Source organism: Polynucleobacter sp. AP-Sving-400A-A2, assembly GCF_018688155.1.
In the GTDB taxonomy this organism is placed as follows: Bacteria; Pseudomonadota; Gammaproteobacteria; order Burkholderiales; family Burkholderiaceae; genus Polynucleobacter.
Genome location: NZ_CP061312.1, coordinates 641,786 through 667,157 on the forward strand (window position 1 = coordinate 641,786; position 25,372 = coordinate 667,157).

Annotated in this window: 28 protein-coding genes and 1 tRNA gene; 20 read left to right on the top strand and 9 right to left on the bottom strand. The window is 45.6% G+C overall.

What is annotated here, in order from left to right; translation table 11 throughout:
* Positions 1 to 12: 12 nt before the first annotated feature.
* The 12 genes from infB (at position 13) to arsH (ending at position 12,630) form a co-directional block, all read left to right on the top strand.
* Positions 13 to 2,790 carry a translation initiation factor IF-2 gene (gene infB, locus C2758_RS03380; RefSeq protein ID WP_215329593.1) on the top strand — a complete coding sequence of 926 codons (2,778 nt, stop codon included), beginning with the start codon at positions 13 to 15 and terminating at the stop codon, positions 2,788 to 2,790.
* Positions 2,791 to 2,804: 14 nt separating this feature from the next.
* Positions 2,805 to 3,173, top strand: coding sequence for a 30S ribosome-binding factor RbfA (rbfA, locus tag C2758_RS03385; protein WP_015420788.1), 369 nt, complete (start codon positions 2,805 to 2,807; stop codon positions 3,171 to 3,173).
* 6 nt (positions 3,174 to 3,179) lie between these two features.
* Positions 3,180 to 4,091, top strand: coding sequence for a tRNA pseudouridine(55) synthase TruB (truB, locus tag C2758_RS03390; protein ID WP_215329594.1), 912 nt, complete (start codon positions 3,180 to 3,182; stop codon positions 4,089 to 4,091).
* A 70-nt stretch (positions 4,092 to 4,161) separates the two neighbouring features.
* The gene (typA, locus tag C2758_RS03395) at positions 4,162 to 5,979 is read left to right on the top strand and encodes a translational GTPase TypA (RefSeq protein ID WP_215329595.1); all 1,818 of its coding nucleotides are present in this window, start codon (positions 4,162 to 4,164) and stop codon (positions 5,977 to 5,979) included.
* Positions 5,980 to 6,106: 127 nt separating this feature from the next.
* On the top strand, positions 6,107 to 8,470 hold the full coding sequence (locus C2758_RS03400) for a Tex family protein (protein WP_215329596.1): 2,364 nt from the start codon (positions 6,107 to 6,109) through the stop codon (positions 8,468 to 8,470).
* Between the two features lie 80 nt (positions 8,471 to 8,550).
* Entirely contained in the window at positions 8,551 to 8,805 is a 255-nt protein-coding gene (locus C2758_RS03405; RefSeq protein ID WP_215329597.1) for a type II toxin-antitoxin system Phd/YefM family antitoxin, read from the top strand.
* Complete coding sequence (locus tag C2758_RS03410) at positions 8,805 to 9,221, top strand: type II toxin-antitoxin system VapC family toxin (protein WP_215329598.1); 417 nt, start codon at positions 8,805 to 8,807, stop codon at positions 9,219 to 9,221. The genes C2758_RS03405 and C2758_RS03410 overlap by 1 nt, the downstream gene beginning before the upstream one ends.
* 38 nt (positions 9,222 to 9,259) lie before the next feature.
* Entirely contained in the window at positions 9,260 to 10,018 is a 759-nt protein-coding gene (gene modA, locus C2758_RS03415; protein WP_215329599.1) for a molybdate ABC transporter substrate-binding protein, read from the top strand.
* A 37-nt stretch (positions 10,019 to 10,055) separates the two neighbouring features.
* The gene (locus tag C2758_RS03420) at positions 10,056 to 10,382 is read left to right on the top strand and encodes a helix-turn-helix transcriptional regulator (protein ID WP_215329600.1); all 327 of its coding nucleotides are present in this window, start codon (positions 10,056 to 10,058) and stop codon (positions 10,380 to 10,382) included.
* Positions 10,382 to 10,861 (top strand): arsenate reductase ArsC, encoded by a 480-nt coding sequence (locus C2758_RS03425; protein WP_215329601.1) that lies wholly within the window; start codon positions 10,382 to 10,384, stop codon positions 10,859 to 10,861. Before C2758_RS03420 ends, C2758_RS03425 begins: the two co-directional genes overlap by 1 nt.
* The gene (arsB, locus tag C2758_RS03430) at positions 10,858 to 11,910 is read left to right on the top strand and encodes an ACR3 family arsenite efflux transporter (RefSeq protein ID WP_215329602.1); all 1,053 of its coding nucleotides are present in this window, start codon (positions 10,858 to 10,860) and stop codon (positions 11,908 to 11,910) included. The genes C2758_RS03425 and arsB overlap by 4 nt, the downstream gene beginning before the upstream one ends.
* Positions 11,911 to 12,630, top strand: coding sequence for an arsenical resistance protein ArsH (gene arsH, locus C2758_RS03435; protein ID WP_256441914.1), 720 nt, complete (start codon positions 11,911 to 11,913; stop codon positions 12,628 to 12,630).
* Positions 12,631 to 12,642: 12 nt separating this feature from the next.
* Here the strand turns inward: arsH and C2758_RS03440 are convergent, their stop codons facing one another.
* From C2758_RS03440 to C2758_RS03450, 3 genes are all read right to left on the bottom strand, one after another.
* Complete coding sequence (locus C2758_RS03440; RefSeq protein ID WP_215329603.1) at positions 12,643 to 12,879, bottom strand: hypothetical protein; 237 nt, start codon at positions 12,877 to 12,879, stop codon at positions 12,643 to 12,645.
* Between the two features lie 70 nt (positions 12,880 to 12,949).
* On the bottom strand, positions 12,950 to 13,375 hold the full coding sequence (locus C2758_RS03445) for a universal stress protein (protein ID WP_215329604.1): 426 nt from the start codon (positions 13,373 to 13,375) through the stop codon (positions 12,950 to 12,952).
* Positions 13,376 to 13,487: 112 nt separating this feature from the next.
* Positions 13,488 to 14,261 (bottom strand): TSUP family transporter, encoded by a 774-nt coding sequence (locus C2758_RS03450; protein ID WP_215329605.1) that lies wholly within the window; start codon positions 14,259 to 14,261, stop codon positions 13,488 to 13,490.
* Positions 14,262 to 14,376: 115 nt separating this feature from the next.
* Between C2758_RS03450 and C2758_RS03455 the strand changes: the two genes are divergently transcribed.
* The 7 genes from C2758_RS03455 to C2758_RS10795 all read left to right on the top strand — a co-directional run bounded on the left by C2758_RS03455 (position 14,377) and on the right by C2758_RS10795 (position 20,362).
* Positions 14,377 to 15,276, top strand: a complete 900-nt coding sequence (locus tag C2758_RS03455) for a pseudouridine synthase (RefSeq protein ID WP_215329606.1) — start codon at positions 14,377 to 14,379, stop codon at positions 15,274 to 15,276.
* 110 nt (positions 15,277 to 15,386) lie between these two features.
* On the top strand, positions 15,387 to 15,638 hold the full coding sequence (locus C2758_RS03460) for a transcriptional regulator (protein ID WP_215329607.1): 252 nt from the start codon (positions 15,387 to 15,389) through the stop codon (positions 15,636 to 15,638).
* Positions 15,638 to 16,936 carry a HipA domain-containing protein gene (locus C2758_RS03465; protein WP_215329608.1) on the top strand — a complete coding sequence of 433 codons (1,299 nt, stop codon included), beginning with the start codon at positions 15,638 to 15,640 and terminating at the stop codon, positions 16,934 to 16,936. Before C2758_RS03460 ends, C2758_RS03465 begins: the two co-directional genes overlap by 1 nt.
* Before the next feature lie 28 nt (positions 16,937 to 16,964).
* Entirely contained in the window at positions 16,965 to 18,047 is a 1,083-nt protein-coding gene (gene dusA / locus C2758_RS03470) for a tRNA dihydrouridine(20/20a) synthase DusA (protein ID WP_251369249.1), read from the top strand.
* 63 nt (positions 18,048 to 18,110) lie between these two features.
* Positions 18,111 to 18,186: transfer RNA gene (locus tag C2758_RS03475), tRNA-His, on the top strand.
* Between the two features lie 61 nt (positions 18,187 to 18,247).
* Positions 18,248 to 19,033: an SUMF1/EgtB/PvdO family nonheme iron enzyme gene (locus C2758_RS03480; RefSeq protein ID WP_215329609.1), complete on the top strand. Its 786-nt coding sequence runs from the start codon at positions 18,248 to 18,250 to the stop codon at positions 19,031 to 19,033.
* Between the two features lie 3 nt (positions 19,034 to 19,036).
* Positions 19,037 to 20,362 (top strand): ATP-dependent RecD-like DNA helicase, encoded by a 1,326-nt coding sequence (locus tag C2758_RS10795; RefSeq protein ID WP_215329610.1) that lies wholly within the window; start codon positions 19,037 to 19,039, stop codon positions 20,360 to 20,362.
* Here the strand turns inward: C2758_RS10795 and C2758_RS03490 are convergent.
* Positions 20,359 to 20,703, bottom strand: a complete 345-nt coding sequence (locus C2758_RS03490; RefSeq protein WP_215329611.1) for a BrnA antitoxin family protein — start codon at positions 20,701 to 20,703, stop codon at positions 20,359 to 20,361. The genes C2758_RS10795 and C2758_RS03490 overlap by 4 nt on opposite strands.
* 55 nt (positions 20,704 to 20,758) lie before the next feature.
* Positions 20,759 to 21,052 (bottom strand): ADP-ribosyl-(dinitrogen reductase) hydrolase, encoded by a 294-nt coding sequence (locus C2758_RS03495; RefSeq protein WP_215329612.1) that lies wholly within the window; start codon positions 21,050 to 21,052, stop codon positions 20,759 to 20,761.
* A gap of 163 nt (positions 21,053 to 21,215) precedes the next feature.
* On the opposite strand from C2758_RS03495, the gene C2758_RS03500 reads away from it, so the two are divergent.
* The gene (locus tag C2758_RS03500) at positions 21,216 to 21,407 is read left to right on the top strand and encodes a hypothetical protein (protein ID WP_215329613.1); all 192 of its coding nucleotides are present in this window, start codon (positions 21,216 to 21,218) and stop codon (positions 21,405 to 21,407) included.
* Between the two features lie 5 nt (positions 21,408 to 21,412).
* On the opposite strand, the gene C2758_RS03505 is transcribed toward C2758_RS03500, so the two are convergent.
* From C2758_RS03505 to C2758_RS03520, 4 genes are all read right to left on the bottom strand, one after another.
* A complete protein-coding gene (locus C2758_RS03505) occupies positions 21,413 to 23,002 on the bottom strand; it encodes a gamma-glutamyltransferase family protein (protein WP_215329614.1) in 1,590 nt (529 codons plus the stop codon).
* A gap of 50 nt (positions 23,003 to 23,052) precedes the next feature.
* Positions 23,053 to 24,045, bottom strand: coding sequence for a tripartite tricarboxylate transporter substrate binding protein (locus C2758_RS03510; RefSeq protein WP_215329615.1), 993 nt, complete (start codon positions 24,043 to 24,045; stop codon positions 23,053 to 23,055).
* A gap of 176 nt (positions 24,046 to 24,221) precedes the next feature.
* On the bottom strand, positions 24,222 to 24,947 hold the full coding sequence (locus C2758_RS03515; RefSeq protein WP_215329616.1) for an LrgB family protein: 726 nt from the start codon (positions 24,945 to 24,947) through the stop codon (positions 24,222 to 24,224).
* Positions 24,944 to 25,297, bottom strand: coding sequence for a CidA/LrgA family protein (locus tag C2758_RS03520; protein WP_215329617.1), 354 nt, complete (start codon positions 25,295 to 25,297; stop codon positions 24,944 to 24,946). The genes C2758_RS03515 and C2758_RS03520 overlap by 4 nt, the downstream gene beginning before the upstream one ends.
* Positions 25,298 to 25,372: the final 75 nt, after the last annotated feature.

Genomic DNA, 25,372 nt, shown 5'->3' on the forward strand with positions numbered 1-25,372 from the left:
AGGAAGTAGTGCATGGCAACAACAGTAAAAGTACTCGCTAAAGAATTAAAACGTACCGCGCCAGACCTGCTGGAGCAATTGAAGGCGGCCGGTATTGAAAAAGGTTCTGAGGACGACAGCATTACCGAAAAGGATAAGACTGTCCTGCTAGAGCATTTGCAAAAAGAGCATGGCAGTGCAGATACAGGTAGTCGTAAAAAGATTACTTTAATCAAGCGCGAAAATTCAGAGATTCGTCAGGCAGACTCTGCTGGGCGTACTCGCACCGTTCAAGTTGAGGTTCGTAAAAAGCGCGTGCTAGTTAAAGCGGGAGAGAAAGCTCCTGAAGAGACGCCAGCTCCAGTGACTAAGGAAGTTACTCCTGCAGAATCTGCTAAGCCAATCCTTTCTCCCGAAGAGTTAGAAAAACGCGCAGCTGAAGTTACTCGTCAAGCTGAATTATTAGCTCGTCAAGAAGCTGAAATGAAAGCGGCAGAAGATGCTCGCCTAAAAGAGGCTGATGCTGCCGCTGCAGCAAGCGCAGCTGAGTCATCGACTGAGAAATCTGCTAAGTCAGATGGAGATGCTGCAGCAGTTAAAGCTGCTGAAAAGAAAGCGAAAGCTGACAAGGCTGCTAAAGATATCGCTGATGCCAATAAGGCACAGTTAGCAGATATTACAAAACGTCGTGCTGCTGCTGAAGCTGAAGCTTTAGCGATTCGCGACATGATGAGCACACCTGCACGTGTCCTCAAAGCGCCAAGTGAAATTGCTGCTGAAGATGCCAAAAAAGGCACCCTACATAAGCCTGCTAAGGTTGAAGGTGCTGACGATAAGAAAAAAGCAGTTGCTAAAGTTGGCGGAAAGACCATTAAGTCTGCAGAGACTTCATCTACTTGGCAAGAAGAGGGCGCAAAGAAACCGGGTGGCCTTAAGACCCGTGGCGATAGCTCTGGTGGTGTAGGTGGTTGGCGTTCAGGTGGTGGCAGAAGAAAGCAACGTCAAATTGCTGAAGCCAACACCGATACCAATTTCCAGGTACCTACTGAAGCGATTGTGCGTGATGTTAATGTTCCAGAAACCATTACCGTTGCTGAGTTAGCTCACGCCATGGCTGTGAAGAGTGCAGAAGTGATTAAGCTCTTGATGGGTATGGGTCAGATGGTCACCATCAACCAGATCTTGGATCAAGATACGGCAATGATCATCGTCGAGGAAATGGGCCACACTGCTCATGCTGCTAAGTTAGATGATCCTGATTTAGATTTAGGTATAGCTGGTCACGATGCAGAATTGTTACCGCGTCCACCAGTAGTCACAGTAATGGGTCACGTTGACCACGGTAAAACATCTTTGCTCGATAAGATTCGTGCGGCTAAGGTTGCTACTGGCGAAGCGGGTGGTATTACTCAACACATTGGCGCTTATCACGTCGAAACTCCACGCGGCATGATTACTTTCCTAGATACCCCGGGTCACGAAGCCTTTACGGCAATGCGTGCTCGCGGTGCTAAGGCAACGGATATCGTGATCTTGGTAGTTGCTGCTGATGATGGCGTGATGCCACAAACCAGAGAAGCGATTCACCATGCTCAAGCGGCGGGTGTTCCAATCGTGGTGGCAATCAATAAGATTGATAAACCTGAGGCTAATTTAGAGCGTGTCAAAACTGAATTGGTGGCTGAGCAAGTGGTTCCTGAGGAATACGGTGGCGATGTGCCATTTATTGGTGTTTCTGCCAAAACGGGTGATGGCATCGATGCATTGCTCGAGAACGTTCTCTTGCAAGCGGAAGTGTTAGAGCTTAAAGCGGCTAAAGAAGCTCCGGCACAAGGTTTAGTGATTGAGGCGCGTTTGGATAAAGGGCGTGGTCCGGTTGCTACTGTCCTCGTTCAGTCTGGAACACTGAAGCGTGGCGATATGTTGCTAGCCGGCTCAACTTACGGTCGTGTTCGTGCGATGTTGGATGAGAACGGCAAGCCATGTAATGAGGCTGGCCCATCTATTCCTGTAGAGATTCAAGGTTTATCTGAAGTACCTGCAGCTGGCGAATCAGTGCAAGTAGTCCCTGACGAGCGTAAAGCACGTGAGATTGCACTCTTCCGTCAAGGTAAGTTCCGTGATGTGAAGTTAGCGAAACAGCAAGCATTCAAACTCGAAACCATGATGGAAAACATGGAAGAGGGTGCGATCGAAGCGAAGTTGTTGCCACTGATCATTAAGGCAGACGTACAAGGATCTCAAGAGGCATTGTCACAGTCATTACAAAAGCTCTCTACTGCGGAAGTGAAGGTTCAAATCGTTCACGCAGCAGTGGGTGGTATTACTGAAACTGACGTGAACTTGGCCGTTGCTTCTAAGGCAGTCATTATTGGCTTTAACTCTCGCGCAGATGGTGCAGCGCGTAAGCTAGCTGAAAACAATGGTGTGGATATTCGTTATCACAACATTATTTATGATGCAGTTGATGAAGTGAAAGCCGCCTTGAGTGGCATGTTGACCCCAGATAAGAAAGAAGAAATCACCGGTATGGTGGAGATTCGTCAAGTCTTCTTAGTATCTAAAGTTGGCGCGATTGCGGGTTGCTTGGTGCTCGATGGTGTTGTCAAGCGTAACTCTAGCGTTCGCCTCTTGCGTGAAAACGTCGTGATCTGGAGTGGCGAGTTGGATTCTCTCAAGCGCTTTAAGGATGATGCAAAAGAAGTTCGTGCCGGTGTTGAGTGTGGCTTGTCATTAAAAGGTTACAACGACATCAAAGAGGGCGATCAACTGGAAGCATTTGAAGTGACTGAAGTCGCTAGAACACTCTAAGAATTACTGAGTTCATGCATAAAACTAGCCCTCATCGTAACCAGCGTCTCGCCGATCAAATTCAGCGAGACCTGGCCGAGCTGATTCCTCGTGAATTGCGTAGCCCGAGCCTAGGTTTGATTACTTTACAAAGTATTGAACTCACGCCTGATTTAGCGCACGCAAAAGTCTTCTTTACTGTTTTAGGCGCAGAGCCTGAAGTGGCATTAAAGGCACTCCAGGATAAAGCGGGTTATTTACATTCTTTATTGTTTAAGCGTTTGCATATTCATACTGTGCCAACTCTGCATTTCCACTACGACAGTTCTGTTGAGCATGGCATCGAAATGTCTCGCCTAATTGATCAAGCGGTGGATAGTGACCGCAAAGACGAGAACGCGTAAATAGCTATGTCTGTACGTATCGACGGCGTTGTCTTGCTTGATAAACCTGCTGGCATGAGCTCGCAAGGCGCGGTCACAGCAGTGAAGCGGGCATTGAATGCAGAAAAAGCTGGGCACACCGGTACTTTGGATCCAATGGCTACAGGCTTACTCCCCATTTGTTTGGGTGAGGCAACGAAGTACTCTCAGGATTTATTGGAAGCTGATAAGACTTATATCGCTCAGGTGAAGTTTGGTCAGCGCACTGATACTGGCGATGCTGAAGGACTCATTGTTGAAGAGTTGCCGCTTCCAGTATTCGCTGATGAAGTTGCCGTGAAAATAGCGCTAGAGTCATTGCTACCAGCGTTTACCGGCCCCATCAGCCAGGTTCCACCAATGTATTCCGCGCTCAAGCGCGATGGCAAGCCTTTGTATGAATATGCTCGTGCTGGTGTTGAGTTAGAGCGTGCCCCACGAAATATTACGATTCATGCCATCCGCTGGACCAATATCAATTGGCCTGAAGCTACTTTAGAAGTGAGCTGCAGCAAAGGCACTTACATCCGTGTCATAGCAGAAGATATTGGTAAAGCATTAGGTTGTGGCGCACATTTGGTTGGATTGCGCCGTACTGAAGTAGGCCACCTCAATTTAGAGCAGTCTTTCACAATCGAGTCTATTCAGAAAGGCTTGCAAGATAGCTCAAGCTATATCTTGCCAGTCGATGCGCTTTTACAAACCTTGCCGCACCTCACTGTAGATGAGCAGCAAGCAAAACGTTTGGAGATGGGTCAACGAGTTCCACTCAATTTACCCTCGATAGAAGCGCTAGTGCGCATCTATCGTGCAACTGCTGCTCCACATAATTTTATCGGCACTGGGGATTGGCGCTCAGGGGTATTGCATCCCAAGCGTTTGATTTCTTCGGCGCATTAATATTTTTGACTTATTAACTGATTAACCTTAATTAACCCGAATTTCATATTCTTAACTTCAGAAGCTTCACATGACTAAACGCGCACTCCGTAATATCGCCATCATCGCCCACGTTGACCACGGTAAAACTACTCTGGTTGACCAACTCTTGCGCCAATCTGGCACATTCCGCTCCAATGAAAAAATGACCGAACGCGTCATGGATTCAAATGATTTGGAAAAAGAGCGTGGCATTACTATTTTGTCCAAGAACTGTGCGGTGGAGTATGACGGCACACACATCAACATCGTAGATACACCAGGACACGCCGACTTCGGCGGTGAAGTAGAGCGTGTGCTCTCCATGGTTGACGGTGTTTTGCTCCTCGTTGATGCGGTTGAAGGCCCAATGCCACAAACTCGCTTTGTAACCAAGAAAGCTTTAGCTCTTGGTTTGAAGCCGATTGTCGTGATTAACAAGGTTGACCGTCCAGGTGCACGTTGTGACTACGTAATTAACGCTACTTTTGAATTGTTTGATAAGTTAGGTGCTACGGAAGAGCAGCTCGACTTCCCAATCATCTATGCATCAGGCTTGAATGGCTACGCGGGAACTACAGAAGATGTCCGTGAGGGCAACATGCGTCCATTGTTTGACGCTGTTCTAAAGTATGTGCCAGTGCGTGATGATGATCCAGATGGCTCTTTGCAATTCCAGATTTCTTCAATCGACTACAACAGCTATGTCGGTAAGATTGGTGTTGGCCGTATTAGCCGTGGACGCGTGAAGTCAGGCATGGAAGTAGTCTGCATGAACGGTCCTGATGGTGTGCCATTTAAAGGCCGTATCAACCAAGTATTGAAATTTAAAGGTTTAGAGCGTGAAATCGTTGAAGAAGCATTTGCTGGCGATATTGCTTTAATCAACGGCATTGAAGAGCTGGCAATTGGTACAACGGTTTGTGCAGTTGATAAACCGGATCCATTACCAATGCTCAAGATTGATGAGCCTACTTTAACCATGAACTTCATGGTGAACACTAGCCCATTGGCTGGTCGTGAAGGCAAGTTTGTTACTAGCCGTCAGATTCGTGAGCGTCTTGATCGTGAGCTGAAAGCCAACATGGCTTTACGCGTAAAAGAAACTGATGATGACACCGTATTTGAAGTATCAGGTCGTGGCGAGTTGCATCTCACGATCTTGGTAGAGACGATGCGTCGTGAAGGCTATGAGATGGCAGTTTCCCGTCCACGCGTTGTCTTCCACGAAGAGAATGGCGTCAAGATGGAGCCGTATGAGAACTTAACGGTTGACGTAGAAGATGCTACTCAAGGTTCCGTGATGGAAGACTTGGGTAAGCGTAAGGGCGAGTTACAAGATATGGTGAGTGACGGAAAAGGTCGTACCCGTCTTGAGTACCGCATTCCTGCACGTGGTTTGATTGGCTTCCAGGGCGATTTCATGACCATGACTCGCGGTAACGGTTTGATGAGCCATACATTTGATTCTTATGCTCCAGCTAAAGATGGCATCCTGGGTGAGCGTCATAACGGTGTATTGATTAGCCAAGATGATGGCGAAGCTGTTGCTTATGCTATTTGGAAACTACAAGACCGTGGTCGTATGTTTGTAAAACATGGCGATCCTGTTTACGAAGGTATGGTGATTGGTATTCATAGTCGCGATAACGATTTAGTTGTGAACCCAATTAAAGGCAAGCAATTAACTAACGTACGTTCCTCAGGTACTGACGAAGCAGTCCGTTTAGTGACGCCAATCGACTTGACTTTGGAATACGCTGTTGAATTCATTAGTGATGATGAGTTGGTTGAAGTAACTCCGAAAAGCGTTCGAATCCGTAAGCGTTATCTAAAGGAGCATGACCGTAAGAAAGCTTCCCGCGAGTAATTTCGCGAAGTTGCTTCACTGAGACACTTTAATCAGTCATCTAGTTGCTAAATAAGAGTCACCTTTGGGTGGCTCTTATTTTTACTCAAAAGCAATATTCTCAAAACCTTAGTAAATTAATCATTTCATGCTGCCATCAATCGAACAACGCCTTGCCCAAGAGTTATCCGCTAAACCTGCACAAGTAGCTGCTGCCATTGCATTAATGGATGAGGGTGCAACCGTTCCCTTTATTGCGCGTTATCGCAAAGAGGCAACAGGTGGTCTAGACGATACGCAGTTGCGTTTACTAGAAGATCGACTCGGTTATTTGCGGGAATTGGAAGAGCGCCGCAAGGCTATTGTTTCTTCAATTGAAGAGCAGGGCAAGATGACTCCAGAGCTTCTGAAATCTATCATGCTGGCTGAGGATAAAACGCGCCTAGAAGATCTCTACCTTCCCTATAAGCTCAAGCGTCGCACTAAGGCACAAATTGCTTTAGAGGCTGGATTAGAGCCGCTAGCAAATGACTTATTAGCTAATCCCATACTAGATCCTGAAGTGGAAGCGGTCAAATATCTTAAAGAGGCATTTACATCGGATCAGGGCGACAACCCAGGTGTAGTTGATACCAAGGCTGCCCTTGAAGGTGCACGTCAGATTTTGATGGAGCGCTTTGCTGAAGATGCTGGCTTGGTGCAATCACTCAGAACCTTCATGCAAGAACATGGTGTGGTGGAGTCCAAAGTCATTGCTGGTAAAGAGCAAGAGGGTGAGAAATTCTCGGACTACTTCGATTACTCAGAGCCTATCTCGGCAATTCCGTCGCATCGTGCCTTGGCATTATTTAGAGGTCGTCGTGAGCAAATGCTCATGGTCAACTTGCGTCTAGATACCGAAGAAGAAAAACCCAAATGGGACGCACCACACAATCCTTGCGAGTCCCGTATTGCCAATCAGTTCAAGATTAAAAACGAAGGTCGTCCTGCCGATCAGTGGCTCGCAGAGACTGTGCGTTGGACTTGGCGTATCAAGTGCTCCATGCACTTGGAATCTGAGTTGATGAGTGCCTTGCGTGAACGCTCTGAAGCGGAAGCGATTAATGTCTTTGCACGCAATCTCAAGGCTTTACTGTTGGCTGCACCTGCAGGACCAAAGGTGACCATCGGCCTTGATCCCGGCATGAGAACTGGTGTCAAAGTTGCGGTAGTAGATGCGACCGGTAAGGTGGTAGATACCGATGTGATTTATCCCCACCAACCTAAGAATGATTGGGATGGCTCGCTACATACCCTTGCGAAACTTGCAGAAAAGCATAAGGCTTACCTAATCTCAATTGGCAACGGTACAGCCTCTCGTGAGACTGATAAGTTAGCCCAAGATTTAATCAAAGCCAAGCCAGAACTCAAGCTAACAAAGATTGTGGTCTCTGAAGCAGGGGCATCGGTTTACTCTGCCTCTGAGTACGCCTCAAAAGAATTGCCTGGTATGGATGTATCTTTACGTGGAGCGGTATCGATTGCGAGAAGGCTGCAGGATCCTCTGGCCGAGCTGGTGAAGATTGATCCCAAGTCCATTGGCGTGGGCCAATATCAGCACGATGTGATGCAGACTCAATTAGCTAAGTCATTGGTGGCAGTAGTGGAGGATTGCGTCAATGCGGTCGGTGTTGATGTGAACACAGCATCTGCACCCTTATTGGCAAGAGTCTCAGGCTTAAGTACTACAGTTGCTGAAGGTATCGTGACTTATCGAGATAGCCATGGTGCTTTTCAGACGCGGGCAGATTTACGTAGCGTGCCACGTTTGGGCGATAAGACTTTTGAGCAGGCGGCTGGTTTCTTGCGCATTATGAATGGCAAAGATCCTTTGGATGCCTCTGCTGTCCACCCAGAATCCTATCCTTTAGTGGAGAAGATTCTGAAAGACATTAAAAAAGGTGTCAAAGAGGTCATTGGCGATGTCGCAATACTCAAGGGGCTGAATCCAGAAAAATATGCCGATGAGAAGTTTGGTCTTCCTACAGTTACCGACATCATTAAGGAATTAGAAAAACCTGGACGCGATCCGCGTCCGGAGTTCACTACAGCGACATTTAAAGATGGTGTCGAAAAAATCAGCGATCTTATGGTGGATATGATCTTAGAAGGCGTGGTCACGAACGTGGCAGCTTTCGGCGCTTTTGTTGATATTGGTGTTCATCAGGATGGCTTAGTGCATATCTCCGCATTGGCCAATACCTTTGTAAAAGATCCACACACGGTAGTCGAAGCAGGGCAGGTTGTGAAGGTTAAAGTGTTGGAGATAGATGAGAAACGCAAGCGGATTGCACTTACCATGCGACTATCAGATCAGGCGCCTAAAGTTTCAGTAGACTCAAAACCTGAGCAAAGGTCAAATAGACCTGGCATCTCAAGAGCTCTAGATGCTAGAAGACCTCAAGAAGATAGAAGATCTGCGCCTCCAATGAATAATGCAATGGCTGATGCTTTACGTAAATTAAAGGGTTAAATCTCTCCTCAAAGAGGATCTTGCCCCCCTAATAATAATGTAGTAACATTGCTACATTTAATACCTTTGTGGAGGCTTCAATGATCACCACTTTATCCAGCCGAGAATTTAATCAAGATACTGGTAAAGCTAAAAAAGCATCTGAAATAGGCCCAGTTTTTATTACTGATCGGGGTAGGCCTGCACATGTATTGATGACTTTTTCAGACTACCAGCGAGTCCTAGGAAAAAGAAAAAACATGTGTGATCTTTTGGGGGTGAAAGGTGCGGGTGAAATTCAATTTGAGCCTGCGAAAGTGCAAGGCCTAATCAAGTCAATTGGAGATTCTTTGTAATGTATTTATTGGATACCAATGTTGTATCTGAGTTGAGGAAATCGGCTGATGGTCGAATTAATAAGGGCGTTCAGTCCTGGGCCGAAGCAATCTTTCCAGAATTAATGTTCATTTCTGCGATCACCGTATTGGAATTAGAAATTGGTGTTTTACAAATTGAGCGCCGCGATAAAAAACAGGGGGTTTTACTCAGGCGTTGGCTAAATCAGAATGTCTTGCCGGCGTTCTCCGAGAGAGTCTTACCAGTTGATCTGGCTGTTGCTCAACGCTGCGCCAGCCTTCATGTGCCGAATCCTAAATCGGAGCGAGATGCCATGATTGCAGCTTCTGCTATTGAGAGTCGAATGACTATCGTCACCAGAAACGTATCTGATTTCAGTCAGTCAGGCGTGAAGGTTTTTGATCCTTGGATTTAGTGCAACATATAAGCGTACAAGTTTAAGGAGTGAAAAAAATGACACTAATAAAGCAGATTCTTTTGGCTTTGCTCGCTCTGTATGCCTCTGCTTCTTTAGCGCAATCAGCGCCAACTGTAGCCGCAGCCTCAGACCTGAAGTTTGCCCTAGAAGAAATTGCCGCTAACTATAAGGCCGATAAAGGGCAAGAGGTGAGGTTGGTCTTTGGTTCATCTGGTGTACTCTGGCAGCAAGTCAAAAATGGAGCGCCCTTTGGCCTGCTGATGTCTGCAGATGAAGCGTATATCGATGACTTATATAAAAATGGCTTAACGATAGACCAGGGAAGTCTTTACGCTATCGGCAGAATAGCCCTCTTGCAGAAAAAGGGGGGTTCAATCAAACTTGGCACAGATAAAGATGGTTTGATTAAAGCGATTACACAAGCAAAGAAAATTGCTATAGCCAATCCAGAGCACGCTCCTTACGGCAGGGCTGCAAAAGAATATCTCACTACTATTGGAGTTTGGGATTTAGCTCAGCCTAAGCTGGTGTTTGGTGAAAACATTTCTCAAGCAACGATGTTTGCCTTAACGGGCTCAGCAGATTTTGCAATTTCCGCCCTATCTCTAGCCATATCGCCCCAGGTGCAAGTTCAATCTACCTATGTATTAATTCCGGATCACTTGCATAAGCCCTTAAGGCAAAAGATGGCCTTGATCAAAAATAGTTCATCTAGCGCAAAAGATTTTTATCAATACCTGCAAGAGTCTAAATCCCGGCAAATTATGAGCAGGTATGGCTTTACCGCTCTGTAGTCATCTATTTGTAATATAGTTCGATTATTATCGAATTATGAAAAATACTGAAGCTATTCTGGCATTCATTGCCCTAGGGCAAGAATCGCGCTTAAACGTCTATCGCCTGATTGTTCAAAAGGGCGATCAAGGTTTATTGCCATCGCAAATCCATGAAATGTTGGGTATTCCCAATGCGACGCTCAGCTTTCATTTAAAAGAACTCTATCAAGCCGGGCTAATTACTGTCGAGCGTCAAGGTCGCAATTTGATTTATAGACCCAATCCGGGAATGGTTGAGGATCTGAGTCAATTCCTGCTGGCTAACTGCTGCGGCGGTAAGCCCTGTAAAACCACAAAAACCGTCAAAAAGGTAAAAGCCTAATGAAACAGTACAACATCCTTTTCTTATGCACTCACAACTCTGCTCGCTCAGTACTGGGTGAGGCTTTAGCATCTACACACCCAAGTGGAAAATTTATCGGTTATTCAGCGGGTTCCACCCCGGGCACAAGCGTGAATCCTATTGCTGCTGATATTGCAGAAGAATTAGGTATGGACCGTACTCTTTTGAGATCGAAGAGCTGGGATGAGTTTGGTTTAGCGGACGCCCCAAAGATGGATTTTATTGTGACGGTTTGCGATAACGCCGCTGGCGAAGTGTGCCCATTTTGGCCGGGTCAGCCTGCAACAGCGCATTGGGGCTTCCCAGATCCATCCCAAGTGCAAGGCACTGATTTAGAGAAAAAGGCGGCTTTTAATGAGGTGAAGAATGGTCTGAAAAGACGTTTAGATATTTTGGCTTCAATGCCATTAGAAAAGCTCGATTCTATGAGTCTTAAAGAAATTCATAGCAAAGCATGAGTTCCCTCACTAAAAAACTATCCTTTCTGGATCGTTATTTAACGGTTTGGATTTTTGTAGCAATGGCCTTAGGTATTGCCTTGGGCCACTTTATTCCAGATATAGAGCAGTTTATTAATATCTTTCAAGTTGGAACCACTAATCTCCCAATTGCTATTGGTTTGATACTGATGATGTATCCACCGTTTGCTAAGGTTCGTTACGAAGATCTGCCTGATGTTTTTAAAGATAAGCGTATCTTCCTGATCTCGCTATTGATGAACTGGATCATTGCGCCAACTTTAATGTTCTTTTTAGCGATTACTTTTGTTCCAGATCAGCCTGAGTACATGGCTGGCCTGATATTGATAGGTATTGCACCTTGTGTTGCGATGGTGATTATTTGGAATGATCTAGCGAAAGGCTCTACTGAATATGCTGCTGGCCTAGTAGCATTTAATGCCATTTTTCAGGTGCTGTTCTTTAGTGTCTACGCCTACTTTTTTCTCACTGTCTTGCCCCCTTATTTCGGACTCGTTGGATCTAGCGTCAGCATAGGTATGGGGCAGATTGCGCAGAGTGTATTTATTTATTTGGGCATTCCTTGTATCGCCGGAATATTGACTAGGGTGGTGATGCTCAAGTTCATGACTAAAGCGTATTATCACGAGCATATCGTGCCTCGTATTGGCAAGCTCACCTTGATCGCTTTACTCTTTACCATCGTTGTGATGTTTAGTCTCAAGGGCGGAGTAATGTTGACGCTCCCGATGGATGTCCTTACCATCGCCGTTCCATTACTCATATTCTTTCTGATCATGTTCTTGCTGACATTCTTTATCACTGGCAAGATGGGAATCGATTACAAGCGTTGCTGCACACTCTCATTTACAGCTTCAAGTAATAATTTTGAGTTGGCTATTGCAGTAGCAATTGCGGTATTCGGAATCAATTCTGGAGCCGCCTTTGCAGCAGTCATAGGCCCCCTAGTAGAGGTACCTATCATGATTGGCTTAGTTACTGTGGCTTTATGGTTTAAAGCAAAATTCTTTACAAAGGATATGGTCTAAGTGTTTGAGTCTCCACTGCAATTTCCAGCTCTAGTAAAGGAGCTTTTCCAGGTTCCCGGAATCGAAAAATTGAGCATCCAATCTGGCGATCATGCGCCAAGATTTTTAATGCTCTATGGGTCACTGCGTGAGAGATCCTTTAGTCAACTTCTGACTTTCGAAGCAGCTAGATTGCTCATGGCGATGGGTGGCGAGGTCAAAATATTTGACCCTACTGGACTGCCTTTAGTCGATAGCGTGCCCGATACTCATCCGAAGGTGCAAGAGTTGCGTCAACTGGCTTTATGGGCAGAGGGTATGGTTTGGACTTCGCCAGAGCGGCACGGCGCTATGACGGGACTCTTAAAAACGCAGATTGATTGGATTCCATTGGCGGATGGTGCTGTCAGACCAACACAAGGGAAAACTTTGGCTGTGATGCAGGTATGTGGCGGATCTCAATCTTTTAATGCCGTTAATCAAATGCGCATCTTGGGTCGGTGGATGAGGATGGTCACCATCCCCAACCAATCTTCGGTTGCCAAGGCTTTCGCAGAATTTGAGGAGGATGGACGCATGAAGCCTTCCTCTTTCTATGACCGCGTAGTGGACGTGATGGAAGAGCTCTATAAGTTCACATTACTCACTCGTGGCATTAGTGAGCACTTAACAGATCGCTATAGCGAGCGAAAAGAATCTGCCGAGGAGCTGTCTCAGCGGGTAAATCAGCACTCACTTTAATTGGCTAGTTTGTTAGGCCCTGTAAGGTCTTACTAAATTCTCTAAACCAAATGCATCATTCGCATGTCTGAGTTGGTCAATTGACACCCTGAGTGCCTTTACTTCTTTGCATTTGAGTTTTTGAAGCTTCTTGCGATCCATTCCGTAGGTATCTACTAGGTAGCGAATTCTAGACAAGCATATTTGTAGCCGAATAAGCCAGTAGATGGCAAATATCCCCGGTGCGAATAAGAGCAGCAAAATACTCATTTAAGTATCCATAAAAAAGACCGTCACATAGACGGCCTATTGAGGTTAATCTGGTGATTAAACTTAATACTTACTTGACTAATAAGACAGCTTGCTTGGCCGTATTGCTTACTCTCTGCGCAACAGAGCCCATTAGAGCATCAACAATACCACTGCGACCTTTTGATCCCATTACGATCAAATCAAACTTTTCTTTATTAGCAAGTGCAATGATTTCACCAGCAATGTTGCCACGCTTAATGACCATACTGTGTTTTACCCCAGCCGTATCCAATACCTTCTGGGCACCCTTGAGCTCTTTTTCGCTCACTTCGCGCAGGTAATCATCAACGACACTATTTGCCACAAATTGCTTGACGTGACCGAGGCCAATGTCATCATGAACACTAATTAATGTCACTATGCACTTGCTGCGTAAATCTTTTGCTAATTTCACAACAAACTTGGCTGCATTGAGCGCAGATTTTGAGCCATCAACTGGTAATAGTATTTTCATTTTTTTTCAATTCATATAGTGACTGTATGAGTTCAATGTACTCTTTAAGTCACTATAAAGCTATGAATGATCACTAATACCCGACTAATCCATTTATCTATTGATCAATTACTTATTTAAGAAAAGCGTCATAAAAGGTTTTGATGATGAGGATGCTTACTAAAATGAAGAATCCCTTACGAATAAAAGAGTTGCCATGCTTGATCGCAATTCTGGTGCCGATTTGACCCCCCACCAGATTGGCGCTGGCCATGAGTAAGCCGAGTTTCCAGTCAAAGTAACCTAGATAAAAAAATACGCAGAGTGCGCCTAGATTCGAGGCAATATTGAGAAACTTGGCAGGTGCTGCAGATCGTAAAAAATCAAATCCTAAAACACGGGTGTAAAAGAGTTTGTAAAAGGCTCCAGCTCCAGGTCCTAGGAAGCCATCATAAAAACCAATGATGCCGGCGCCAGCTGAGGCAATGGCTTTTTGTTTATGGTGTTGATGTTTGGGAGCGTGCACTAGACCAGCACCAGATTTGATATTGAAGATCAGTAGTGCTAGCAATAAAAATGGCAGGGCGCCTCTGAGCCATTCTGTTGGTAAGCGAGTAACAAGGTAAGCCCCCGCAACCGAGGCAAAAAAAGCAAAGGAAGAGGAGATAATCACCAGACCCCAGGGACTCTTGTTGGCTCTACTGTACTGAATGGCTGAACCAATAGTCCCTACAATCGAGCCAAACTTATTGACTGAGAGTAGGGTGGCTGGTGGAAGGCCTGGGAGGGCTGCAAACAGTGCTGGAACCTGAATCATTCCCCCGCCACCAATAATGGAGTCGACCAATCCCGCAAATAATGCGAAGGCAAACAATAAGCCAAGGTCGAATGCGGAGAGTTCAAGCATGCTGTCTATTCATTTTCTAGTTCTAATGGGCGCTACTGCCCCATTTTAGAGGGTTTCATTTGGGCGTACTTGGATTGCGTTGCCAAGCTTGGTGGGGGTGGATAATCTAGAGCAAATGAAAGTCAATTCTGAAGGAGTTTCCTCATCTAGGGTGTATTTGCCTGCAGCGCAGAGCTATGCCTCTTTGCTGGATTTCTTCATCACTACTTTTCCACATATTGAGAGAGGTGAGTGGGAAGCTCGCTTTGAAGAGGGTTTGATATTTAATCAAGAGGGTGAAGCACTTTCTGCTAGCGATACTTATCTCCCTAATGCCCATTTGCTGTACTTTAGGCGCTTGGTGAGAGAGCCGGAGATTCCTTTTGAGGAGCAAATCTTATTTCAGGATGAGCATATTTTGGTTGCCGATAAGCCCCATTTTTTGCCAGTGACTCCAAGTGGTCTTTATCTACATCAAACGCTACTGAATCGCTTAAAGAAAAAAACAGGCATTCAGGACTTAAGTCCTATTCATCGCATTGATCGTGATACAGCGGGTTTGGTAATCTTTTCAGTGAAACCTCAAGAGAGGGCGCAATACCAAAATTTGTTTAGAGACCGAGAGGTCAAGAAAGTATACGAAGCCATAGCGCCATATTCAGAAGAGCTCTGCAAAAAACTGCCAATGACTTATGTGAGCAATATAAAAGAGTCTGAACATTTCTTGCAAATGGAAGAAGTGGATGGCGTAGCAAATACAGATACCTACATTGAATTGATTGAAGTAAATGCACCTTGGGCTAAATATCGCTTAACTCCTGGTAGTGGTAAAAAGCACCAATTACGTTGCCACCTTAATTCCCTCGGAGTTCCAATACGCTTTGATCAGATCTATCCAATCCTGACGCCTTATCAAGAATATGACCTGGACTTTTCAAAACCCCTGCAGCTACTGGCAAAGACAATTGGTTTCAAAGACCCCATAACTGGGGCGAAAAGAGAGTTTCTAAGTAGGGAAGAGTTAAATCTGCCGTAGCAAGTTTCTCATTGCCCAACACCTTAATTAATTACCGATAGGTAATTAATCCTTGCAAATCTTTAAAAACCACTTAAAATATTACCTATCGGTAACTTTTGGAGTGGGTGATGGCAAATATTAAAAATGGATCAGATGCTTCTATCAAGATTGCATCTGCGAAAGATTTAGGCCTATTTATTCAGCAATTTCGCTCATCTCAAAAAATTACTCAGGCTGATATTTCTGGGATGGCCAATACGGGCAATCGTTTTATTGTTGAGCTTGAAAATGGCAAAGAGACCGTTCAATTCAAAAAAGTTCTCGATGTCTTAGATACCCTTGGATTGGAGATGATCATCCAAAGAAAGGGCGGTAACTAATGGCCAATGTCAAGAAGCTTGATGTATATCGAGGCACTGATCTAGTAGGTCAACTGCTTGATGAGCCAGAGCTTCAATTTATTTACGCTCATTCTTACTTGGGTGGTCAAGGCAAATCTATTGCACCTGCGCTACGTATTTCTGAAAAAGAATTGAGTGGCCCCCCAGTGGAGGCCTATTTTGAAAACCTTCTTCCGGAGGCGAGTATTCGCGAGTTATTAAAGCTGAAGTATCAAGTGACAAGTACCTTTGGCTTACTTAGCGTGATCGGTGGCGATACTGCAAGCGACTTAATGATATTGCCAGAAAGTGAGAGGCCGATTAAGCCAGAGTATCAGGCAATCAACTGGGATGAAGTAGCTTTAGGTTTTAAATCATCTTCAGGCACGATTCAAATAGCCCAGCAAGAAAAGGGTATGCGCATCTCACTAGCAGGCGCTCAAAGGAAGCTGGGAATTCTGATGGATGAGCAAGGCAATATCTCTTTGCCATTAGGTAGTTCACCATCAAGCTATATTGTTAAACCTGATATCGCTGGAATAGAAGGGATCTGGGCATCTGCCATTAATGAAACTTTTGTGATGAAGTTGGCTAAACAACTGGGTTTAGATGCTGCGCCAGTGCTGTATCAGCCTACTGCGAAGTCTTGCATTATTAAGCGATACGATCGTATTACGAATAAAGTAGTAGGTATACAAAAAATTCATCAGATGGACCTTTGTCAGCTTGATCTAAAACCTTCGACAGTAAAGTATGAAACTGATGGAGGTCCTAGCTTGCTGAGGTGCTATGAACTGTTAAAAGAGAGCGGAGTGCCTGCATCGGATTTCAAGCGTTTTTTGCAATGGATCTTTTTTAATTTGTTTGTTGGTAATAACGATAGTCACGCTAAAAATTTATCAGTTTATTTTCCGCCTGGCCTGGGTGCGCGACTCACTCCTTTCTACGATCTTCTATCTACCTCTATCTATCCAGGCTTATCGAATCAATTCGCCTTCAAAATTGGAGGGGAAAATAGACCCTCTCATATTGGAAAGGCTGAGCTTTGCTTAATGGCAAATGAACTTGGCTTTAAAGAGCAGTATGTTTTGAAAATTGGCCAAGAACTATCTGAAGCCCTACGGGTGAAGATTGAAGTTATTGCAGCAGAAATGAACTCAGTTGCCTCGGTAGGTGCTGAGAAAACGATGGTAGAAAGATTGAGCCAGCATATTGCTAGTAACACTAGTCAACTGCAAAAGCGATTTTTCTCCCGGCCCCCCAAGATAGAAATGAGTCTTATAAAAACTCTAAAATGATGAGTAATCAATTATTAAAAAAGTTTCTGTGAAAAATAAGCAAAACAAACGATTAGCTGTTGCTCCAATGATGGAGTGGACTGATCGTCATTGCCGTTCTTTTCATCGCTCGCTGACTAAAGAGGCTGTGCTGTATACCGAGATGGTAACTACTGGCGCCCTTATTCATGGGGATGTGCCACGCCATTTGGATTATTCACAGGATCAACACCCAGTCGTATTGCAGTTGGGTGGCTCTGAGCCATCTGATTTGGCTAAAGCTGCAGAGTTGGCGCAGCAGTGGGGCTACGATGAGATTGATCTCAATTGCGGTTGTCCTTCTGAACGCGTGCAACGTGGTGCTTTTGGCGCTTGCCTGATGGCCGAGCCACAACTGGTTGCCGATTGTGTCAAAGCCATGAAGTCAGCTGTCGATATCCCGATCACAGTCAAGCATCGCTTGGGATTGGACTCGATGGATGCCGCTAACTCTGAAAAAGATTATCAATTTGCCCTGAACTTCATATTGGCTGTAGCAGATGCGGGTGCTAGTCAGGTCACCATCCATGCCCGTAATGCAGTGCTCAAAGGTTTATCCCCCAAAGAGAATCGTAGTAAACCGCCACTTCGTTATGAGGTCGCTGCAAAGCTTCGTCTAGATGCACGTAAACAATTTCCGGATCTCAAAGTCCTGCTCAATGGCGGCCTAGAAAGCAATGAGCAAATCGCTGGCCATTGGGATGATTTTGATGGCTTTATGGTGGGTAGGGCGGCCTATCATTTTCCGGCTATGTTGTTAGGCTGGGATGACTTAATTAATACTGATGGAGAGGCTGCTGGATATCTTTTTAGCGAAACAGAGTGGCATCGCATTCAGATTGCATTGGTGAAGCAGGTGCAGGCTTGGTTTGATGAGTGCCAATCTAAAGGAAAACTGTTTTATATCGGCGCCTTTACAAGACATATTCTTGGCCTAGCCCATGGCAGAGCGGGGTCACGCTATTGGCGCCAGCGCCTTTCTGATCACCATGCCTTGGCTAAGGTTCAAAGTAAGGCTGCCATTTTGGATTTCTTTATCGATGCTAGCCTTACCCTAGGGGATTGGGCCGCTTTTGAGTTCGAGGGCTCTTAAATCTTATAACTAGGGCTTTTTGACAGGGTTTTAGCCCAAAAGCTATAATCTAAGTCTTCAGTGGCGGACGTAGCTCAGTTGGTAGAGTCCCAGATTGTGATTCTGGTTGTCGCGGGTTCGAGCCCCGTCGTTCGCCCCACCGAATATTGCATTATCCTAAGGCTCCCTATTCGGAGCCTTTTCTTTTTGAGACTTTATTCATGAAAAAATTCGATATTCTCCCAATCCTATTTGGTTTTTTGCTATCAGTCATTGCACTGTATTTCATGTTGAGGCCATCAACTGCTACTAGCGCACCTTCATCGACTATTCCTGTGGTTAAAGTTGGCAATATTGCTTGGGATCAAACTGAGATGACCATTGCGGATATGAAAGCGTTTGCGACGGCTACAGGCTTTGTGAGCCAGGCTGAGAAAAACGGCGGCGGGCTCAATTACGAATCTGGCTTTGTTAAGAAACTCGGTTGGACTTGGAAAACCCCATACGGTGTTCCTGCAAAAGATGCGGAGCCAGCAGTGCATCTCAATCAATCTGAGGCTGCATCTGCCTGTCGTTATTTTGGCAAGCGTCTACCTACTGAGGCTGAGTGGATTTCTGCGGCATTTGAAGAACAACGATCTAACCCACCTACAGGCTTTGTCAAGGGTGAGCGTTATACATATCCCGGCGGTAGCACGCCTGCGGTTTCTCATTGCCTCAGTGGCTGTGGTGACTACAAAGGTGTGGCTCCAACAGGTGCCTTAAACCGAGGTACTGGTCATGTCCCCGTAGGCACTACGAAGCCCGGCGTCAATGGCATCTTTGACATGGGTGGTAACGTATGGGAGTGGACTGCTACTGAGCGTAATGGCGGCTTCATTACTCGTGGCGCTTCTTGGTGGTATGGCCCTGAGAGGCAAAAAGAATCTGATGTGGAATCTAAGCCGGCAGATATTGGGGTGGTTTACATTGGATTTCGGTGTGTAGCTGATCCCGTGAAACAATAAGGAATGACCGCACCCGTAATTGATCCATCCGCTATTGAAATCACCCCTGAATACCAAGAGGTAATTGACGCTATTGAGCGTCACGATCCTTATATCTTTGTCAGCGGTAAGGCGGGCACCGGTAAGACCACTTTAATTGGCTATTTACGTGAGCATATTCATGGCAACGTAGTTGTGGTGGCACCAACTGGCGTAGCTGCATTGCAGGTAAAAGGTGTCACGATCCATTCCTTCTTTCGCTTACCACCGCGCTTAATCTTTCCTGAAGAAGATATTAAGCCTCTAAAAGATAAGCGACTGTACAAAGATATCCGCCTACTCATTATTGATGAGATCTCGATGGTGAGAGTGGATGTAGTCGATGCAATTGATTTATTCCTACGCGCTAACGGACCCCAGAAGAGCGAGCCCTTCGGTGGCATACAGGTGATGTTTGTTGGGGACTTGTTTCAGTTGCCGCCGGTGGTATCTCAGGCGGATATGCAAGTACTTTCGGAGCGCGGTTACGAAGGCCCTTATTTCTTCTGCGCTAATGCGTTACATCGCAAAGATGTCACCATGGTGGAACTATCCAAGATCTTCCGTCAAAAAGACGCGCACTTTGCCGGTCTACTTAATCAGATCCGTATCAATCAAGACATTGAAGAAGCACTGGATACCTTAAATACCGTCTGTTATGAAACCAAAAAAGAAATTGATGAGCAAACCATCACGCTAACCACGACTAACGCCCGTGCAGATCAAATTAATGGCGCAGGGTTACGAGCACTTACAACTGATGCCAAAGTCTATATGGGTAATAGCACTGGTAAGTTCAATGTGGATGATCGCAATCTGCCATCACCCAATCAGCTCACTCTCAAGGTTGGTGCCAAGGTCATGTTCACGGCAACCGATAGCAATTTCCCTAAGCGCTGGGTGAACGGTACTATTGGCGTCGTTCGCGAACTACTACCTAACACCGTGAAGGTGATGGTGCAAAACGGCCCCTACTCAAATACGGTTGAAGTCAAAGGACATCAGTGGGAATCCTATCGCTATGACCACGACATGATGTCTGGCAAGATTTCACCAAACATCATTGGTACCTTTGTACAGATCCCGTTAATGCTAGCTTGGGCTGTCACTATTCATAAGAGTCAGGGCAAGACTCTAGATAAGATCAAAGTAGATTTATCTTCAGGAGCATTTGCATCAGGGCAAGTTTATGTCGCCTTGAGTCGCTGCACCTCCATCGAGGGCATTACCCTTGAGCGCCCTATACAACCCAAGGATGTCAGCTGCGACCAAGAGGTGAAGCGTTTCTATCTGAATTGCTTGCCTAGTTAAGCTGCTTTTGCCATCTTCTTGCTGCTTTTTTGTTTCTCGGCCCGCTGCTTTTCTAGTGCTTCACTGGCAATCAGCTTAAATTCACCTTCAACGAATCTTTTCAAGGCTTCGCGCATGAGAGGTTGATAGCCCATATCGTATTTAGCGCCCAAGAGCTTATAAGACTCAATCAAGTCCTGCTCCAGTCTGATGGAGATCATTTGTAGCCCTAGCGCTTCATCAATTTGAGCGCCGATTTTTTTATCAACTGCTCTTGCATGCTTTAGGTCGTTACCTAGCTCACCACTTTCCCAGGCCTCAGCGGAATTTTCTATTCTTACTTTCTTACTTTTTGCGATCATCTCTTTCCTCGCTCTTGAGTTTTAATATTTCGTCACTTTCATAGAAATGACATTTTTAGTAAAGTGTTGATATTGTATTGTATATACGGATTTCTGTTGAATTTGGAGGAAATGCACTTTTTAAGTAAATTAGTCCATGATCAAATATAAAAACCACTTTTATCAGAATTCCTCGATCATTTTCTGAGATAAACCACTCTGTAGGCGGCTCTGTTTGATGCTCAAGTCTATCATCTATAAGGTAAGAGCGAACTCTATTAATAAAGCACTGTTCAACGTCTTGACGAGAAATCTGGTGTTTGAAGGTTAACTTTCCCTCAATTGCTGGGCTTATGACCAGATTTTTCATACTTTTTTCCTCTGTATCGTATATACATATTTTATCAAAAGGATGAGTTTAAAAAAGTGATTGGGTTTATTAACCCATGATTGAAAGAGTGAGATTCATTTAAATGGTATTCAACAGTAGCGCACCATTAAAATTTCTCGTAGCGCTACTCTGTTTTATCTATATGAAAAAAGATCTTACCGATCCCGATGAGCTCGCTGACTCTAAGAGCGGCATTTCAAGGACACTTACTTCAGAGAGGGTGGTGCCTAGAGTGGGCTGGAGCGAAAGCTCAAAGGCCATCGCCAGGGACGGCGATGACCATTTACGTTTGGGTAATTTCCCGAATCTAGAAGATCAAGAATTGGAGTGGTAAGCTATTTAAAAGCCCGCCGCCAATCCATCACGACGATGATCACTGCCAGCAATATAGGCTTCATTTGTTTGTTCGCCTAATAAGGCAATCGCTTGAGCGCTACCAAAGTCCAAGCTATTAGCTGGCATCACCGTCACTTCATGCCCCATCGCTTTTAGTCCTTCGACTACTGCAGTTGGCATAGACGTTTCAACAGTGAGCTTGCCCACATCATCAATTCTCCAGCGGGGTGCATCTGAGCAGGCCTGTGGATTGAGGTATTCATCGACAAAGCGCATCACAAATTGAAGATGTCCCTGTGGCTGCATATTGCCACCCATCACACCAAATGCCATTGCTGGCTGACTGCCTTTGGTGAGGAATGCGGGGATGATCGTGTGGAAAGGACGTTTACCAGGCGCAACTTGATTGGGATGACCATCTACTAAGCTAAAGCTCATGCCGCGGTTATGAAAGGCAATACCACCAGGAGCAACCACGCCAGAGCCAAAGCCTTTGAAGTTCGACTGAATATAAGAAATCATCATGCCGTTCTCATCCGCAGCGCACAGGTAAACCGTGCCACCAGCATGTGGATCTCCAGCGCCATAGCTACCCGCTTGATTGTGATTAATCAGTGCAGCACGGCTAGCCAAATAGTCTCCATCTAGTAGGGCACTTGTTGGCACTTTCATGTTGCTGGCATCGGATACATGAGCATAGGCATCAGCAAAAGCCATGCGCATGGCTTCCACTTGCAGATGAATGCGTTTCGCAGAGTTAGCTGGGTATTGTTTTGCATTAGCCCCTTGCAAAATGCCGAGCGCCATCTGCGCCACAATGCCCGAGCCATTGGGAGGAATCTCATGCAAGGTGTAATCGCCATAATCAAACGCCAAGGGCTCAACCCAGTTAGTTTGATTAGCAGCAAAATCTGCCATGGTGAAACAGCCACCGGTACTTTGAGCAAAGTCGACCATACTTTGGGCTAACTGACCGGTGTAAAAAGATTCACCCTCAGTGTTGGCGATCTCACGCAAGGTATTGGCTTGAGCAGGATAGCGCCAGATTTGGCCAGCAGCAGGCGCCTTGCCATCAATCAAAAAGGATGCACTAAAACCAGGCTCATTCTTCAGAATGGGAATTGCTTCGCGCCATTGACGGGCAATGACCGGTGAAACTGGAAAGCCATTTTCAGCATAGTCAATCGCACGTTTAAAGAGTTGTGCAAAAGGCAGCTTGCCAAATTTGCGAGATAACTCAATCCAACCCGAAACCATGCCAGGTACAGTCACAGTATTCCAGCCAATTAAATCCATTGCTGTTTTGCCAGAAAAATACTCTGGTGTCCAAGCGGCTGGGGCACGACCAGAGGCATTCATACCATGGAGTTTTTTACCATCCCAAATCAATGCAAAGCCATCACCACCAAGGCCATTCATGGTTGGTTCAACCACGGTGAGTGTGATCGCAGTAGCTAAGGCTGCATCAACCGCATTGCCGCCATGTTGTAAAGCCTCAATACCTGCCTGCGTTGCCAATGGCTGTGAACTAGCAACTGCATTTTTAGCAAGGACTGGGGCACGGCCGCCACCAAAGGGAGGGGAAATTAACATGGATCTAATCGATTCTATTTAAAGGTGTGCAAGCTTGGGTGTATTAGCTATTAATCAATTTTAACGTTGGCTGCTTTCACTGCCTTTGCCCACTTATCATGCTCGCTTTGAGTGATCAAAGTTAATTGCTCAGAGTTGGCAAATTGAGGATGGATGCCCTGGTTTGCCAGGCGATTCTTGAAGTCAGGGTTCGTTAAAATTTTCCGAATTTCTCTTTCTAGTCTTGCAGTAATAGCTGGCGATGTTCCTTTAGGAGCAAAAAAGGCGTATAGGTTCTCCACATCAAATTGCTTCATGCCATCTTGACCCAAGGTTGGAACATTCGGCATTAATGGTGAGCGTTCGGGAGCCGCAATCGCAATGGGGCGTAACTTACCGCTTTGAATGTGTGGCAAAGATGCAGTCACGCTATCAAACATCATGAGTGTATTACCGGCAATTAAATCTGGCAGGGCAAAAGCGCTACCTTTGTAGGGGATGTGGGTGCCAGCAGCACCAATCCGTTGCATAAACAAAGTTGACTCCAGGTGAGAGAGACTGCCGTTACCTTGAGAGGCGTAATTAAATTCTCCCTTCTTGGATTTAATAAAGGCAATCAGTTCAGGCAAATTCTTAGCAGGTACAGAAGGGTTCACTACGATCAAATGCGGAATTGAACCCACTAGTGCAATGGGCGCAAAATCTTTGGTGAGGTCGGCCGGTGGATTTTTGAAAAGCGCTTGAGAAATAGACTGATTGGTGAGGGCACTAAATAACAGGGTGTAGCCATCAGGTGCTGCCTTGGCTGATGCACCTAGGGCAATCATGCCACCAGCACCGGGTTTATTTTCAATCACAATGGGTTGACCTAATGCTTCTCCGAGTGGAACGCCAATAGCGCGCGCAAATATATCAGTAGAGCCACCAGCAGGAAAAGGCAGGATGGCGATGATCGGTTTCTTAGGCCAATCTACATCTGATGCTGCCAAGGCGTTGCCGCATAGGATGCTTGTGAATACAAAGCCTAAGAGTACATGGGCAGTTTTGCGCTTAAGAGGATTCATGTTGACGTTCTTTAAGTGATGAATAATTTGTTTTAGGAGAATACCAATCGCTCAAGCTTAAAGCAGTAGCGATCGGAGAAATGACTTCTTTGATACTAAATCGGACATTGCTGCTCATTATTAGTGCAAGCCATCACTTTTGCGGTCATCCACGACATTTTATTGGAGCAAGTCAACTAATTAAACAGGTGGTACAAAATCGGAATGGCTACAGCACTGATGACGCCATTCATACCCATAGCGAGACTGGCATAAGTTCCTGCCACTGGATGAATGCTAAATGCACGCGAGGTTCCAATGCCATGCGCGCCAATACCAATGGCAAAACCGCGTTGCCACCACGCTTTCATACCCAAAGCATTCAGAATAAAGGGTGCCAAAATAGCCCCTAGGATGCCAGTAGTGACGGCAAAGATGGCAGTCAAGGTCGGGGATACGCCGATCCGCTCAGCAATACCCATAGCTATAGGTGCAGTAACTGATTTGGGGTACATGGCACCCGTAATGCTGGAGTCAGCCCCTAATAATTTGGCGATGTTTACCGCGCCAATAATGGATACCAAGCCACCCGCAATTAAAGATGCCAGCAAGGGAAATGATCGACCCTTTAAGCTGCTTAAACCTCTATAGATCGGTATGGCCAAAGAGACGGTTGCTGAGCCTAATAAGAAGTGGATAAATTGCGCGCCTTCAAAGTAGGTGGAATACGGCATCTCAACAAATTGAATAATGCTGGCCACCAAAATGATTGCAATTGCTACTGGATTGGCTAAGGGGTTCTGTTTGGCAGCCTTATAAATTGAGAGACCTATTTTATAGGCGGCCAAAGTAATAAAGAGGGCAAATAAAGGGCTACCTGAGAGATAAACCCAAATCTCCACAATCGAGTGTTTTTCGTTCATTGCCCCGTCTCTTTTGGCTTTGGGCTCAAAAAGCGGACCACTATCGCGCTGGTGGCAATAGTCAGAATGACGCTACCGACCAAAGCGCTGATGATGGCCAGCGCATTGGCCTGCAGTTGGGGCAAAAATAGCACCACCCCAACGGCTGCCGGAACAAATAAGAGGCCAAGGTATTGGCTAAAGCCGTCCGCCACCAATGCGAGCTCGGGGTTAATTCCCTTGCGTAGAACTAGCCAAATAATCAGCAGTACCAAGCCAATTACGGGCCCTGGCAGGGTGGGCAGAACAAACTTAGATACAAGCTCACCCAGGCTTTGAAAGAGAAGGATTTGGACTAGGCCGGAAATCATGGCTTGATCTTACTGCTCTGCAATATATGTTGCAAAGCAATAAATTATTTCTTGGTTAATATAAACACATCAAAA

Excerpts from the sequence above, each read along its gene's own strand:
- infB (WP_215329593.1), top strand. The coding sequence starts at position 13 with ATGGCAACAACAGTAAAAGTACTCGCTAAAGAATTAAAACGTACCGCG.
- C2758_RS03460 (WP_215329607.1), top strand. The coding sequence starts at position 15,387 with ATGGCAAATATTAAAAATGGATCAGATGCTTCTATCAAGATTGCATCT.
- arsB (WP_215329602.1), top strand. The coding sequence starts at position 10,858 with ATGAGTTCCCTCACTAAAAAACTATCCTTTCTGGATCGTTATTTAACG.
- C2758_RS03465 (WP_215329608.1), top strand. The coding sequence starts at position 15,638 with ATGGCCAATGTCAAGAAGCTTGATGTATATCGAGGCACTGATCTAGTA.
- C2758_RS03495 (WP_215329612.1), bottom strand. The coding sequence starts at position 21,052 with ATGAAAAATCTGGTCATAAGCCCAGCAATTGAGGGAAAGTTAACCTTC.
- C2758_RS10795 (WP_215329610.1), top strand. The coding sequence starts at position 19,037 with ATGACCGCACCCGTAATTGATCCATCCGCTATTGAAATCACCCCTGAA.
- rbfA (WP_015420788.1), top strand. The coding sequence starts at position 2,805 with ATGCATAAAACTAGCCCTCATCGTAACCAGCGTCTCGCCGATCAAATT.
- C2758_RS03405 (WP_215329597.1), top strand. The coding sequence starts at position 8,551 with ATGATCACCACTTTATCCAGCCGAGAATTTAATCAAGATACTGGTAAA.
- C2758_RS03445 (WP_215329604.1), bottom strand. The coding sequence starts at position 13,375 with ATGAAAATACTATTACCAGTTGATGGCTCAAAATCTGCGCTCAATGCA.
- C2758_RS03425 (WP_215329601.1), top strand. The coding sequence starts at position 10,382 with ATGAAACAGTACAACATCCTTTTCTTATGCACTCACAACTCTGCTCGC.
- C2758_RS03440 (WP_215329603.1), bottom strand. The coding sequence starts at position 12,879 with ATGAGTATTTTGCTGCTCTTATTCGCACCGGGGATATTTGCCATCTAC.
- typA (WP_215329595.1), top strand. The coding sequence starts at position 4,162 with ATGACTAAACGCGCACTCCGTAATATCGCCATCATCGCCCACGTTGAC.
- C2758_RS03480 (WP_215329609.1), top strand. The coding sequence starts at position 18,248 with ATGAAAAAATTCGATATTCTCCCAATCCTATTTGGTTTTTTGCTATCA.
- modA (WP_215329599.1), top strand. The coding sequence starts at position 9,260 with ATGACACTAATAAAGCAGATTCTTTTGGCTTTGCTCGCTCTGTATGCC.
- C2758_RS03510 (WP_215329615.1), bottom strand. The coding sequence starts at position 24,045 with ATGAATCCTCTTAAGCGCAAAACTGCCCATGTACTCTTAGGCTTTGTA.
- C2758_RS03490 (WP_215329611.1), bottom strand. The coding sequence starts at position 20,703 with ATGATCGCAAAAAGTAAGAAAGTAAGAATAGAAAATTCCGCTGAGGCC.
- C2758_RS03410 (WP_215329598.1), top strand. The coding sequence starts at position 8,805 with ATGTATTTATTGGATACCAATGTTGTATCTGAGTTGAGGAAATCGGCT.
- truB (WP_215329594.1), top strand. The coding sequence starts at position 3,180 with ATGTCTGTACGTATCGACGGCGTTGTCTTGCTTGATAAACCTGCTGGC.
- C2758_RS03420 (WP_215329600.1), top strand. The coding sequence starts at position 10,056 with ATGAAAAATACTGAAGCTATTCTGGCATTCATTGCCCTAGGGCAAGAA.
- C2758_RS03520 (WP_215329617.1), bottom strand. The coding sequence starts at position 25,297 with ATGATTTCCGGCCTAGTCCAAATCCTTCTCTTTCAAAGCCTGGGTGAG.
- C2758_RS03400 (WP_215329596.1), top strand. The coding sequence starts at position 6,107 with ATGCTGCCATCAATCGAACAACGCCTTGCCCAAGAGTTATCCGCTAAA.
- C2758_RS03515 (WP_215329616.1), bottom strand. The coding sequence starts at position 24,947 with ATGAACGAAAAACACTCGATTGTGGAGATTTGGGTTTATCTCTCAGGT.
- C2758_RS03450 (WP_215329605.1), bottom strand. The coding sequence starts at position 14,261 with ATGCTTGAACTCTCCGCATTCGACCTTGGCTTATTGTTTGCCTTCGCA.
- C2758_RS03505 (WP_215329614.1), bottom strand. The coding sequence starts at position 23,002 with ATGTTAATTTCCCCTCCCTTTGGTGGCGGCCGTGCCCCAGTCCTTGCT.
- C2758_RS03455 (WP_215329606.1), top strand. The coding sequence starts at position 14,377 with ATGAAAGTCAATTCTGAAGGAGTTTCCTCATCTAGGGTGTATTTGCCT.
- C2758_RS03500 (WP_215329613.1), top strand. The coding sequence starts at position 21,216 with ATGAAAAAAGATCTTACCGATCCCGATGAGCTCGCTGACTCTAAGAGC.